The organism is Streptomyces sp. NPDC088261 (genome assembly GCF_044740805.1).
In the GTDB taxonomy this organism is placed as follows: domain Bacteria; phylum Actinomycetota; class Actinomycetes; order Streptomycetales; family Streptomycetaceae; genus Streptomyces.
In genome coordinates this window covers 778673-791509 of the sequence record NZ_JBIURL010000001.1, presented here as the reverse complement: position 1 = coordinate 791509, position 12837 = coordinate 778673, and the positions used below count along the sequence as shown (strand labels likewise).

Genomic DNA, 12837 nt, shown 5'->3' with positions numbered 1-12837 from the left:
AGAGCATGATCATCATCGGCGGCGGCCTGGGCGGCCTCTCGACGGGCGCGTACGGCCGGATGAACGGCTACCGCACCCAGGTCTTCGAGATGCACGAGATCCCGGGAGGCTGCTGTACCGGCTGGGGCCGCGGCGAGTTCACCTTCGACGCCTGCGTCAGCTGGCTCCTCGGCAACGGCCCCGGCAACGAGATGCACCAGATCTGGCTCGAACTCGGCGCGCTCCAGGGGAAGGAGATGCGCCACTTCGACGTCTTCAACACCGTCCGGGGCAGGGACGGCCGCACGGTCTACTTCTACTGCGACCCCGACCGGCTGGAACGCCATCTGCTGTCGCTGTCGCCGCCCGACGCCCGCGCCATCCGGTCGTTCTGCGCGGGGCTGAGGAAGTTCATCGCCTGCCTGCCGTCGTACCCCTTCCTCAAACCGGTGGGGCTGATGAGCCGCCGGGAGCGCTGGCGGATGCTGGCCGGCTTCCTCCCGTACTTCAACCTCTTCCGCACGTCGATGTCCGTGCTGATGTCGGAGTACTCGACCCGCTTCAAGGACCCGCTGCTGCGGGACGCCTTCAACTACATCCTGTACGAGAAGCACCCGGGCTTCCCCGTCCTGCCGTTCTACTTCCAGATGGCCGCCCAGGCGCACCGGTCGGCCGGGGTGCCCGAGGGCGGCTCGCTGGGCCTGGCGCGCTCGATCGAGCAGCGGTACCTGAACCTCGGCGGGGAGATCACGTACAACGCGATGGTCGAGGAGATCCTGGTCAGGGACGACCGGGCGGTCGGTGTACGGCTCTCCGACGGCCAGGAGCACTACGCCGACATCATCGTCTCGGCCTGCGACGGGCCGCGCACCCTCCTCGACCTGCTGGGCGGGCGCTATCTGGAGGGGGAGTACGCGACCCTGTACCGCGAGACCCTGCACCGGCCCGGCATGGTCTTCCCCGGGTACGCGAGCGTCTTCCTCGGCCTGCGCCGGCCGTTCCCGGACGCCGATCCGACCACCACGCACCTGCTGGACGAGGCGACGGCCTCGCGGCTGACCGGGATCCGGCACCCCAGCCTCAACGTCCAGTTCCGCAGCCGCTTCTACCCCGAGCTGTCGCCCGAGGACACCACCGTCATCTACGCCACGTACTTCTCCGACACCACCGCCTGGCGAGAACTCGCCGAGGGCCCGGAGCGGCTCAGCCGTCCCCGCAGGGGGGCGGAGCTGCACACGCTCCCGGTCCGGCGCGGCAAGGCGTACGCACTGGCGAAGCGGCGGACGAGGGACGCCGTCGTGGACTTCCTCGACGAGCTGTATCCGGGGCTGAAGGATTCGATCGCGGTACGGGACACCTGCACGCCCCTCACCCAGATCCGGTACACCAACAGCTTCGAGGGCACCTTCCTCGGCTGGCAGCCCTTCGTGGAGAGCGGCGAGCTGATGGAGGAGCTGGTCAAGAAGAACGGCCCCGTCCTGCCCGGTCTGGAGAACTTCTACCTCTCCGGGGTGTGGGCCACCACGGGCGGCCTGATCCGCGCGGCGGCGGCGGGGCGGCAGGTCATGCAGTTCATCTGCCGGGACGACGGCGTCGACTTCACGGCGTCGGTCGACACGAGCGCGCCGCCGCCGACGCATGTGGACATCCCGGTGGGCCCGCACCGCTGAGAGCGACCGCGCTCTCCCCCCTTTGAGAGCCGTGCTCCCCCCTCCGAGAACTGAGAAAGGAACATCCGTGACCGTGCCCCCCGATGTCTGCCCGATCGTCCGGGACACCTCCCCGGAGCCCCTCGCGTACCCGTTCTGGACCACCGGGGGCCTCGGACTGCCCGGCGGTTACGGGCAGTTGCGCGACCGGCCCCCGGTCCGGGTCCGGCTGCCGTACGGGGACGACGCCTGGCTCGCCACCAGTTACGAGGACGTGCGCGCCGTCCTGTCGGACCCCCGGTTCAGCCTCGCGGAGGCCGTCCACCGCGACCAGCCCCGCATCGGCCCCATGCCCAGGACCGGCGGGGGGCTCATCGCGCTCGACGCCCCCCGCCACACCCAGTTGCGCGCGCTGCTGTCCAAGGAGTTCACCGCCCGCCGCATCGAGCGCCTCCGCGGCCACGCCGGTGACGTGGTCGACGGGCTGCTCGACCGGATGGTGGCGGCGGGGCCGCCCTCCGATCTGGTCGAGGACCTGGCGTTCCCTCTCCCGCTGACCCTCATCTGCGAACTCACGGGGGTCCCCGAGGCCGACCGCGCGGGGGTACGGAGCTGGGCGGACGCGGTGTGTTCCGGCGCCGTGACCCCGGACGTCGTACAGCAGCACGCCAAGGACTTCTTCGCCCGCATGGACGAGTGGGTCGAGGCCCGGCGCCGTACCCCCGCGAACGACCTGATCACGGTCCTGGTCCGGGCCTCCGACGACGGCGCCCTGACGGGCGAGGAACTGACCGGGCTGCTCAACGAGATCCTCATCGGCGGCTTCGTCACCACCACCAACCAGATCGCCAACTTCTTCGCGGTCCTGCTGCTGCCGGGGGAGGCGGGGGCCGGCGGCGCGGACGTACTGAAGGCCGTGCGCGCCCGCCCCGACCTGATCCCCCGCGCCGTGGAGGAACTGCTGCGCCTGGTCCCCCTGCTCAACGGCCTCACCCTCCCCCGCTACGCGGCCGAGGACGTGGAACTGGGCGGCGTCCTCATCCCGGCCGGCGACCCGGTCGTGGTCTCCCAGGCAGCGGCCAACCACGACCCCGCCGCCTTCCCGTCCCCCGACCGCCTGGTCCTGGACCGCCCGGGCACCCCGCACATCAGCTTCGGCCACGGCATCCACTACTGCCTGGGCGCCCACCTGGCCCGCCTGGAACTCCAAACGACCCTGCACCGCGTGACCACCCGCCTCCCGTCCCTGCGCCTGGCCGTCCCGGAAGAGGAACTGCACTGGCGGGACAAGGAGTTCTTCAGCGGCCTCCGCTCGCTGCCGGTCACCTGGTGAGGGGCTGGGCGGGGCGGTTCCGTCCGGAGGCAGGGTCACTTCCGCCAGAACAGGTGGTGCTTCACCCCGCTCGGGCTGGGGACGACTTCCAGGTGGAAGCGGTCGAGCAGTTCGTCGGGGGACTCCCAGAGCCGTAGTCCGGAGCCGTACTCCAGCGGGGAGACCGCCACGTGCAGAGTGTCGACGAGGTCGGCGTCCAGGAACTCCCGGATGGTGGTCACCCCGCCGCCGAGCCGGACGTCCTTGCCGCCCGCCGCCTCGCGGGCCTGTCCGAGGACCGTGGCCGGGTCGGCGTCCACGAAGTGGAACGTGGTGTCGGAGAGCGTGAGCGAGGGGCGCGGGTGGTGGGTCAGGACGAACACCGGCGTCCGGAAGGGGGGCTCGTCGCCCCACCAGCCCTGCCACTCGTGGTTCTCCCAGGGACCGCGCTGGGGCCCGAACTTGTTGCGGCCCATGATCTCGGCGCCGATGTTGCGCGCGTAGTCCCGCGTGATGTAGTCGTCCAGGCCCCGGGTGCCCCCGGGTTCGGTACGCATCGGCCAGCTCGCCGTCGCCCCGGCCCAGGCGAACAGCCTCCCCGGGTCCACATGCCCGAACGGCCGTTCCAGGGTCTGGTCCTCACCGGCACCGATCCCGTCACTCGACACATTGAAGTTCTGGACCCTCAGCAGCTGCGTCACGTGTTCCTCCTGTGATCGGGCGACAACGGTAACGAGACCGTCCGGGCCGGGGTAACTCATCGCCGGGCGCGCCGGGTGAAGTCCTGGGGAAGGACCCGGGTGCGGGACTCCCGTTCGCATGGAGGAGGATGCGGGGCGGGAGGGGGATTTGAATGCGTTCAAAAAAGCCGGAGCAGGTACAAGCCCGGCCACAGGTGCGCGTGAGGGACAGGTTCGGTGCCGTGCTGGCGGCTTCGGTGTCGGTGTTCACCGTCGAGGCCGTGATCGGGGCGATCGCGCTCGCCGTACGGGAGCAGACGTACGAGAACCCGGGGCTTCCGTACAACCCGATGGCGGTCCTGCTCCTGATCGTGGCGGCGCCGCTCCTGGCGGTCGCCGGGGCCGTCCTCGGTGCCCTGCTGTCGGTCGGCCTGGTGATGCCGGTGCTGGTCATGGCCGCGTGGCTCGGCCGCCGGCTCGCGGGGCGCGAGGCGTGGTGGTGGGTCCCGGCGACGGCGGCCACGGTGTTGGCCTTGCCTGCGGCGCTCGCGGAGGCCGGTCTTCTGCCCCGCCTCGGCCTGTGGCTCAGCATGACGACGGCGCTCTCCGTCACCGCCCTGGTCGCCCGCCGGCTGCTGCTGCCGGACCGCCCGCGGGTCTCCGGCGGAGCGATGTTCGGGCGGGTGGTGCTGTACGGAACACTCGCCGTCGTCACCGCCGTCACGCTCGCCGGCCTCGGCCTGTACGCCGGGCTCGGGTACGAGCCCCCGCGGCTGAGCACGGAACAGCTCGCCGGGACGTGGTCCGACGGAAGCGGCGGCACGCTCGTCCTCACGGCGGACGGCACGGCGACGGCGACCGGCGTCCGGACGTTCGAGGACGACTTCATCGATCCCGTGACGCACGAGTGCACCGGCACGGGGAGCTGGGAGTACGACCCGGGGGACGGACCATGGGCCCAGGAGGTGGCGGTGTCCGCCGCCACCTGCCCCACGGTCACGTGGGAGATCTTCGGCACCCCGGCCCACCCGAAGCTGTTCGTCCGCATAGGCGACCCGGACAGCGGGGACCTCTACCTCCTCCAGCGCCCGGTGCTGGAACTCCCGCATGACGCACAGGTTTACGGCACACATCGCGCGCGGACTTGACGACCTGGAGCAGGGCCTTCTTCCGTCTGTTCACGCAGGGGCCGGTCCGTGTCACATCTCATCGAGCCGTTCCGTCGTACGGGTGTAAGCACGGCACCGGCAAACGGACGCCGTCCACCGACGCCGGCCACGGCAGAGGAGATCACCATGAGTGCCCGTCTCGACGTCTTCAGCAGCCCGACCCTGGGCAACGTCTTCAAGCACATCATCGCGGCGGGAAAGGTGCTTCAGAGTTCGACACTGCCCGCCGCGACCCAGGAGCTGGTGAAGCTCCGCGCCAGCCAGATCAACGGGTGCGGCTTCTGCACCGACATGCACGCCAAGGACGCGGCCGCCGCCGGGGAGACGTCGGTACGGCTCAACCTGGTCGCGGTGTGGCGCGAGGCCACGGTCTTCACCGAGGCCGAACGGGCCGCGCTGGAGCTGACGGAGGAGGGCACCCGCATCGCCGACGCGGCCGGCGGGGTCTCCGACGAGGTCTGGGCGAACGCCGCCAAGCACTACGACGACGAGCAACTGGCCGCGCTGGTGGGCGGGATAGCCGTGATCAACGCCTTCAACCGGGCAAACGTCATCCTCCAGCAGCCGGCGGGCGACTACCGGCCGGGCCAGTTCGCCTAGCCGACCAGGGGCACCCGGCCGGGGACGCCCGGCCGGGAGCCCGGCGGGACTGACGGCCCGTCGTTGCGCGGAGGGGGAGTGGGGTACGTGGTACGCGCCAGCTTCACGTCTGGGGCCTGTACCAGTGGTTTCCCCGGCGCCTGGAGAACCTTGTCGACTACTGGGTCCGCCACCACCTGGCGAAAGCCGGGATCGCCGCGATCCTGCTGGTCGTGCTCGTGGCACTCGGCGTCCGCCTCTGGACCAGGTACCTGAAGGCCGACGGCCTCGTCGCGGGAGGGCGGGCCACCCTCGCGTCGGCCTGCGGGGCCGTCACCGCGCTCGCCCTGTCCTCGCTGGCGATAGTGAGAGCGGTGATCTCCGCGGTCGTGGCGATCGCCCTCCTCGGCGGTGGCGAACACCACTACCGCGACCGACTCGGCGCCCGCACTCCTGCCCTTTTTCGACGGCGGAAGGTGAGGACGAAGAAGCTGTCGCCTCCCGCCTACGCGCCCGCCAGCAACGGGTCGAAGGCCGTGGAGCGTTGGCGGCCCGACATGAAGGAGAGGAAGTCCTTCACGAAGGCCGCGCGGGAGTACGTCGCGGCCGTGCCCGTCACCGTACGGTGGAAGCCCGTCCGGAACAGGGCCCGGTACTCCGTCGCGTCGATGGAGCCGTTGCCGTCCGCGTCCGTGACGGTGAAGAGCACCTCGGCAACCCTGATCAGCGCGGGGCCCGCGAGCGAGGGGACGGCGGCCGCGTACTCCTCCCGGCTCACCCGGCCGTCGCCGTCGGTGTCGAGGGCGGTCTGGAGTTCCCGCCACCACTCCGCGTACGCGTTGTAGAGCTTGGTCTCCTCCGGTTCGTCCAGGTCCAGGCGGGACGACAACTCCCGTGCCATGGCGGCGAGATCGGGCCAGTCCAGGTAACCGTCGCCCGTCTGGTCCAGCACCTCGGCGAAGAACTCCCCGGCCTTGCTCTGCGCGCCCGATACGTCAACCGGCCCATGTTGTACGGGAAAGGGCGTGACCAGCCGGAACAGCGCGCCCGCCCGCCGCATCCGCCCGCGCAACGCCGTGAGCGACGCGGCCTCGGGATCGTCGCTGTCCGGCGACAGGTAGAGCAGGCTGGTCAGTTGGTCGGTCCGCAGCCAGTGGTCCGGCAGGAAGCGCGCGAGGCCCGCGGCCAGGTACGCGCTCTGCATCAGCGCCTGGGCGCCCGGGATCTCGGGCAGTCCGGCGCGCCGGCGGAAGGGTTCGGGGAGGGACGCCACCGTGATCGTACCGAGGACGGGTCCGGCCACCGCGCGGCCCGCCGCCCACACCGTGGGCAGGCCGTCCAGCAGCGGCGGGGCCGGCAGGTGGTCGAAGAGCTTGTAGAGGATGATGCGCAGCGCCTCGGTGTTCTCCAGCACCTCTTCGACCATGTGGTCGTAGTACTGCCAGAACTCCGGCAACGCGGGCGGCAGATGACCCGCCCGGTCCCCGAACGCCCCCAGGAACGCCTGGAATTCGGCGTAGAGCTGCTCCATGGTGGCCCGGTCGAGCGGCTGCCCGCTCAGCCGGCACATGGTGACGGAACTCTCGAAGAGGGTCGCGACCACCCAGGCGCGGACCTCCGGGTCCATCGCGTCGTACGGCCGGTTCCGCGCGTCCGTACCGCTCAGCCGCCCGTGCAGGCGGTTCAGCCGCGCCGCCTCCCGCTGCCGCGTGTCCTCGTCGTCGCCGAACATGCGCTGGAGGCTCACGAGGGTGTTGCGCAGCCGTCGCCACGGATGCGCCACGAACGTCGAGTTGTCGATGAGGGCCGCGCCGATCTGCGGGTGCGCGGCCTCCAGGACGGTGGCCCTGACCATGGCGAGCGCCCAGCGCGGGTCGTTGAAGAAGCGGTGGAACTGCGAGTCGGGGCCGAAGAGCGACTCCGGGGCCGGCCGGGTGGCGTCGTCGTGGGGGCCGCTGGTGCGTGTGCCGGTGTCCGTCACGGGTGGGGTTCTCCGTTCGCGTACGGTGTCACGCCGCCGAAGCGGCGCTCGCGTTGCTGGTAGGAGCGCAGGCACTCCAGGAAGTGCGGCGCGTGGAAGTCGGGCCAGAGCGCGGGCGGAAAGATCCACTCGGCGTAGGCCACCTGCCAGAGCATGAAGTTGGAGATGCGCTGTTCGCCGGAGGTCCGGATGACCAGGTCCACGTCGGGCGTGTCGGGGAAGGGCAGATGGGCCGCGAAGTACTCCTCGTCCACGGCCTCGGCCGGCACCCCGCTGCGGATGAGGGACCGCGCCGCCTCCACGATGTCCCGGCGCCCGCCGTGGTCGAACGCCACGGTGAGCGTCATGCCACGGTTCGCGTCGGTCAGCGTCATCAGGTCGGCGAAGTCCCGGGCGAGCGGTGCGGGGATCCTCGGGTCCGCCACGCCGAGGAAACGGCAGCGGATGCCGCGGGCGTGGAGGAGCGGGGCGTGTTTGCGCACGACGCGCCGCACGAGTCGCATGAGGTAGTCGATCTCGCTGTGGGGGCGCCGCCAGTTCTCGGTGGAGAACGCGTAGAGGCTCAGCCACTCGACGCCGGCCGTCCGTGCGGCCTCGATGACGTCGATGACGGTCGTCTCGGCGGCGCGGTGGCCGGAGGTGCGCGGGAGGGAGCGCTGCTCGGCCCATCTGCCGTTCCCGTCCATGACGCATGCGACGTGGCGGGGGACGGGTCTTGCGCCGGCCTGCGGGGGGCGGGGGGCCGGGCGGGCGGCCGGCTGGGCTGCCGGTCGGGCTGCCGGTCGGGCTGCGGTGCCGCCGAGTCCTTCACCCGTCACTCACGATCTCCTGGCTGTCGCCGCGCGGTTCTCCCACACCGAGCAGGTTGCCGGGGCGGGGGCGGGGGCGTGGCGTGAACCGGGGATGTTCATCCCCAGGACGCCAGTCCTATTCCACGGTGCGGGGCCGCGGCGCGGTGCGGGGGGGGGGCGGCTTGTTGCTTGTCCTCGCGCCGGACGGGCGTGTGCGGCGCGGTGGTGGGCGCGGCCCACTGCTTGTCCTCAAGCGCCGGACGGGCTGGGTTGTGGCGTCTGCCCGGGGCGCGGGCGCGGCTTACTGATGTCCTCAATCGCCGGACGGGCTTGGGTTTGTCGTGGTGACGGGGGGCGGGGCCTCCGGAGGCACGTATGTCCGGACTGCATGTTTTACGGCGCGTGCAAGCCCTTGTTTCGTTAACGGTAGCCATGCGCCACAAAACACGCTTTACGTCCGGACACACGCACCTCCTCCGACCCCACCCCCCTCACGCCGAGGGTGAACTCAACGACCCGCCCCGCACCGGGGGTCCCTGCCGCCCGGGACACGGGCGCGGCTCACTGATGTCCTCAAACGCCGGACGGGCTGGGGTGTGCCCCCGCGCGGTGCGCCGGTGCGGGTCAAGGATGTCCTCAAACGCCGGACGGGCTGAGGGGGCGTCCGGACGGGCTGGAGAGGGGCGTCCGGGCTGGTCGGGGGGGCGTCGGGACGGGCTGGAGGCGTCTCCGGGTTGCGGGCCCGGGTTGCCCCCGGGTGCGGGACACCCCTGTCCCGCCCACGCCCGACGGGCCGTCGGTTGCTTGTACGCGGGCCTGGAAGGGGGACGGGCAGGGGTCGTGTCCGGAACGTAAAGCGTGTTTTGTGTCGCATGACTACCGTTACGCAATAACGAGGGCGCGCACGCGACGTAAAACATGCAGTGCAGGACACGACCCCTGCCCGGCCCCCGGCGACAAGCCGCGCATACGCAACCCGCCCGCAGCGGGCAAAATCAAGCCCGTCCGGCGCTTGAGGACATCAGTAAGCCGCGCCCGCGCACCGGGCAGACGCCAAAACCAAGCCCGTCCGGCGATTGAGGACAAAGAAGGAAGCCGCGCCCCCCACCGCAGCGCAGACGCCCGTCCGGCGCGAGGACAAAGCGCGGCCCCAGGCCCGTCACCGAACCCCCAGACCGCCCCGCAAGCGCACCCCCCTGAACGTCTGGACCAAGATCAGCGCCGCCCCCAACGTCACACACTGATCCGCCACATTGAAGATCCCCGAGCCCCCCACCTGGACGAAGTCCAGAACCGCCCCCCGCCCAAACCCCGGCGTCCGGAACAGCCGATCCGCGAGGTTGCCGCCCGCGCCCGCGAACACCAGCCCCAGGCCCACCGCCCAGCCGGTGGACCGTACCGAAGGGGCCACCCGGGCGATGAAGACGACCGTCGCGATCGCCAGGAACGTGAAGACGAGCGTCGCGTCCGGCGCGAACGAACCCGCCGCCCCCGAGTTGCGGAACGCCGTGAACGTCACCGCCCCACCGAGCACCCGTCTCGCTTCGTGGCCCTCCACGAACACCGCCGCGAGCGCCTTCGTGCTCTGGTCCACCGCGAGCCCGGCGGCCGCCGTCGCCCACAACACGTACGTCCGCCGCACCGCACACCGCCCGATCCTCGCCCCTGTCCCTCACCGAGCGTACGTGGACCGGACGGCAGTCCGGCTACGCGTCCGACAGCTTCGGCATCTCGCCCTCCGTCCGCGACGTGTCGATCACCGAGAAGTTCGCGCCCTGCGGATCCGTGAGTGCCGCGAAGCGCCCGAAGGGCGTGTCCATCGGGCCGAACTGGAGCTTCCCGCCGTGCTCCACGGCCTTCTTCACCGTGCCGTCGCAGTCGCCGACCGCGAAGTAGACGTTCACGTACGACGTCATGTCCGGCGGGAAGTCCTCGCCCATCCTCATCCGGCCCAGGACGGGCCGCTTCTTGCCGTCGACGCTGAAGACCTTGAAGTCCATCCGCTCGTCGGCCATGGACTGGGCCTCGTACGGGAAGACCTGCGGCAGGAACGCGTCCGTCCCGGCCGGGTCCCGTGTGAAGACCTCGGCCCAGGCGTACGCGCCCGGCTCACCCTGCTTCTCGAAGCCCTTGTGCTGCCCCGGCTGCCAGGCGCCGAAGACCGCGCCGGTCGGCTCCTTCGCGAGCGTCATCGACCCGAAGTCGCCGACCCGCATCGGCTCCGCCAGCACCTCGCCGCCCGCCGCCCTCACCTTCTCCGCCGTCGCCACGACGTCGGGCGAGGACAGGTAGAGGCACCAGTACGACTCTCCCTCGGAGCCCGGCATCGGCGGGACCACGGCCGCGACGGCCTTCCCGTCCGAGTAGGCCTGCGTGTACTCGCCGTATTCGGACGCGCTCTCCCCGAAGGTCCAGCCCAGTACGTCCCCGTAGAAGTGTTTGGCGCCTTCCAGGTCGGTGAACATGGCGTCCACCCAGCACGGCGCGCCTTCCGGATACTCGGTCATGATCCTTACCCCCTCAGTGAGGTGAGACATGGGTTCGGCATGTGCGCGATAAAGGAAATTTGTCCGTACTTTTACGGTAGTCAGTCCGGGAGCCGCCCGCGCGCGGAGGCCCGCGGGGTGACCCGCAAAGTGACCGTGGCGCGCGCCGGCCCACCGGCCTCAGGCGCCGCCGTCCACCGGCCCGTCGCTCTCCACCAGCAGGGCCCGCTCCCAGGGAGACAGTTCCGCGTCCGGCGGCGGCTTCCTGGTGGCGGAGTAGCGGGAACGGCCGACGGGCACCTTCAGCACCTGCGCGGGAAAGAGCAGGTAGAGGCGCTTGGCCCTGATCGTCGCGCCCTGCGCGGGGCCGCCGCGGGCCGCCCCGGCGTGGAAGATCTCCGTGAGCACCCCGCCCAGATCCTTCGTGGACACGTCCTCGAAGATCCAGTCGTCCAGGAGGAGCCGTACCTTCCGCGCGGTCGGTTCCTTGCCCGTGATGCCGATGTAGACGTCCGAGCCGCCGAGTCTGCCGGCCCAGTCGGCGAACCAGTTCCCCCGCCTGACATGCCGCTGGTGGAACGTGGCGCGCCGGCCCCCGGCCGCGCGGACAGCCTGCTCCGCCTCCGTCACCACGGGCAGCTTGGTATTGCGTTGCGAGGCCATCGCACGAACCTTCCTCCGGCCGGTAGTCCTACGGTACGGCGGCGGCGCGCGCACGGCGGCGCGGACACCTCTCCGTACCCCGGCGCACGCCCCGCACGGCACTCGCGCACACCTCTCCGTGCCCGCCCGGCCACCCGCCGCCCGGGGCGCCCGTACAAAGGGATCTGCGGGCTGAACATCACACCGGATACGGCAGGATGGCACCGCACGCCGAGGCGCCCCGCTCCACCCGCCGACGTGCCCCCACTCCTCCCCCGTACCCCCTCACCCCCTCACCCCCACTGAACGAACAGGTGATGCACCGATGCCCCCCTCCGGCATGCCCCCGTCCCCCCGCCCCGGGACCCGTCCGGTCCGTCCGGCCTGCCCGACCCGCCCGGCACCGGGAGACCACCGGTGAACCGTGCGCTCACCTGGCACGACCTGCTCATCGCCGGCGCCGCCATCGCCATAGGACTCGGCGCCGGACTGCTCCTCCGCCTCGCCCTCCGCTGGCTCGGCGAGCGCGCGACCCGGACCCGCTGGGGCGGCGACGACATCATCGTCGGCGCCCTGCGCCTGCTCGCGCCCTGGGGAGCGTTCGCCCTGGCGGCCTCCGCCGGCGCCGCCGCCCTCCCGCTCACCCCGACCGTCGGCCACAACGTCAACCAGGTGCTGGTCGCACTGCTCATACTGGCCGCCACCCTCGCGGCGGCCCGGGTCATCGCCGACCTCGTCCAGTCCGTGACCCTGTCCCGGTCCGCGGTGGCCGGTTCCGCGACCATCTTCGTCAACATCACGCGCGTCACGGTGCTGGCGATCGGTGTCCTGGTCCTGTTGCAGACCCTGGGCATCTCCATAGCGCCCCTCCTCACCGCCCTCGGCGTGGGCGGCCTGGCCGTCGCGCTCGCCATGCAGGACACCCTCGCCAACCTGTTCGCCGGGGTGCACATCCTGGTCTCGAAGACCGTCCAGCCCGGCGACTACATACGGCTCAGCAGCGGCGAGGACGGCTATGTCGTCGACATCAACTGGCGCAACACGGTGGTACGGCAGCTCTCCGACAACCTCGTGATCATCCCCAACTCCAAGCTGGCCGGCACGATCATGACCAACTACCACCGCCCCGAGCAGCAGATGTCGCTGCTCATCCAGGTGGCGGTCGGGTACGGCAGCGATCTCGACCAGGTCGAGCAGGTGACCAAGGAGGTCGCCGGGAAAATCATGGCCGAGGTGGCCGGCGGGGTCCCCGACCACGAATCGCTCGTCCGCTTCCACACGTTCACGGAGGCCGGCATCGGCTTCACGGTGATCCTGCGGGCGTTGGAGTTCGGCGACCAGTACCTGATCAAACACGAGTTCATCAAGGCTCTGTACGGGCGCTACCGCGCCGAGGGCATCGAGATCCCCGTACCGGGACGGACCGTCATCATGCGCCGGCAGGAGAACGCCGCCATCCCGCGCCCGCGCCGGGAACAGGGGGAGCAGGGAGAACAGCGGAAACCACAGGAACCGCAGGAACCGCAGGAATCGCAGGTCCCGCGGAAACCGCTGGAACAGAACAGCTGA

Annotated in this window: 11 protein-coding genes; 5 read left to right on the top strand and 6 right to left on the bottom strand. The window is 71.0% G+C overall.

Features of this window, described 5'->3' with window-relative positions:
• The first annotated feature begins 5 nt into the window (after positions 1 to 5).
• Both ACIODU_RS03455 and ACIODU_RS03450 read left to right on the top strand, forming a co-directional pair.
• Positions 6 to 1649, top strand: a complete 1644-nt coding sequence (locus ACIODU_RS03455) for a phytoene desaturase family protein (RefSeq protein ID WP_401763545.1) — start codon at positions 6 to 8, stop codon at positions 1647 to 1649.
• A 67-nt stretch (positions 1650 to 1716) separates the two neighbouring features.
• Complete coding sequence (locus ACIODU_RS03450) at positions 1717 to 2961, top strand: cytochrome P450 (protein WP_401763309.1); 1245 nt, start codon at positions 1717 to 1719, stop codon at positions 2959 to 2961.
• 35 nt (positions 2962 to 2996) lie between these two features.
• Here ACIODU_RS03450 and ACIODU_RS03445 read toward each other — a convergent pair whose 3' ends face one another.
• Positions 2997 to 3641: a dihydrofolate reductase family protein gene (locus ACIODU_RS03445; RefSeq protein ID WP_356430231.1), complete on the bottom strand. Its 645-nt coding sequence runs from the start codon at positions 3639 to 3641 to the stop codon at positions 2997 to 2999.
• 200 nt (positions 3642 to 3841) lie between these two features.
• On the opposite strand from ACIODU_RS03445, the gene ACIODU_RS03440 reads away from it, so the two are divergent.
• Both ACIODU_RS03440 and ACIODU_RS03435 read left to right on the top strand, forming a co-directional pair.
• On the top strand, positions 3842 to 4768 hold the full coding sequence (locus ACIODU_RS03440; protein WP_401763306.1) for a hypothetical protein: 927 nt from the start codon (positions 3842 to 3844) through the stop codon (positions 4766 to 4768).
• Between the two features lie 147 nt (positions 4769 to 4915).
• Positions 4916 to 5389, top strand: coding sequence for a carboxymuconolactone decarboxylase family protein (locus ACIODU_RS03435; protein WP_401763303.1), 474 nt, complete (start codon positions 4916 to 4918; stop codon positions 5387 to 5389).
• A gap of 484 nt (positions 5390 to 5873) precedes the next feature.
• Here ACIODU_RS03435 and ACIODU_RS03430 read toward each other — a convergent pair whose 3' ends face one another.
• The 5 genes from ACIODU_RS03430 to ACIODU_RS03410 all read right to left on the bottom strand — a co-directional run bounded on the left by ACIODU_RS03430 (position 5874) and on the right by ACIODU_RS03410 (position 11289).
• Entirely contained in the window at positions 5874 to 7349 is a 1476-nt protein-coding gene (locus ACIODU_RS03430) for an oxygenase MpaB family protein (protein WP_401763300.1), read from the bottom strand.
• Positions 7346 to 8035: a polyprenyl diphosphate synthase gene (gene uppS / locus ACIODU_RS03425; protein ID WP_401763298.1), complete on the bottom strand. Its 690-nt coding sequence runs from the start codon at positions 8033 to 8035 to the stop codon at positions 7346 to 7348. The genes ACIODU_RS03430 and uppS overlap by 4 nt, the downstream gene beginning before the upstream one ends.
• 1264 nt (positions 8036 to 9299) lie before the next feature.
• Positions 9300 to 9767 (bottom strand): signal peptidase II, encoded by a 468-nt coding sequence (locus ACIODU_RS03420; RefSeq protein ID WP_401763295.1) that lies wholly within the window; start codon positions 9765 to 9767, stop codon positions 9300 to 9302.
• 79 nt (positions 9768 to 9846) lie between these two features.
• A complete protein-coding gene (locus tag ACIODU_RS03415) occupies positions 9847 to 10647 on the bottom strand; it encodes a VOC family protein (protein ID WP_401763292.1) in 801 nt (266 codons plus the stop codon).
• A 159-nt stretch (positions 10648 to 10806) separates the two neighbouring features.
• A complete protein-coding gene (locus tag ACIODU_RS03410) occupies positions 10807 to 11289 on the bottom strand; it encodes a hypothetical protein (RefSeq protein ID WP_401763290.1) in 483 nt (160 codons plus the stop codon).
• A gap of 396 nt (positions 11290 to 11685) precedes the next feature.
• Between ACIODU_RS03410 and ACIODU_RS03405 the strand changes: the two genes are divergently transcribed.
• On the top strand, positions 11686 to 12837 hold the full coding sequence (locus ACIODU_RS03405) for a mechanosensitive ion channel family protein (RefSeq protein WP_401763287.1): 1152 nt from the start codon (positions 11686 to 11688) through the stop codon (positions 12835 to 12837).

Bases quoted from the DNA above. Each gene is read 5' to 3' on its own strand.
- ACIODU_RS03455 (WP_401763545.1), top strand. From the start codon at position 6: ATGATCATCATCGGCGGCGGCCTGGGCGGCCTCTCGACGGGCGCGTAC.
- ACIODU_RS03435 (WP_401763303.1), top strand. From the start codon at position 4,916: ATGAGTGCCCGTCTCGACGTCTTCAGCAGCCCGACCCTGGGCAACGTC.
- uppS (WP_401763298.1), bottom strand. From the start codon at position 8,035: ATGGACGGGAACGGCAGATGGGCCGAGCAGCGCTCCCTCCCGCGCACC.
- ACIODU_RS03415 (WP_401763292.1), bottom strand. From the start codon at position 10,647: ATGACCGAGTATCCGGAAGGCGCGCCGTGCTGGGTGGACGCCATGTTC.
- ACIODU_RS03410 (WP_401763290.1), bottom strand. From the start codon at position 11,289: ATGGCCTCGCAACGCAATACCAAGCTGCCCGTGGTGACGGAGGCGGAG.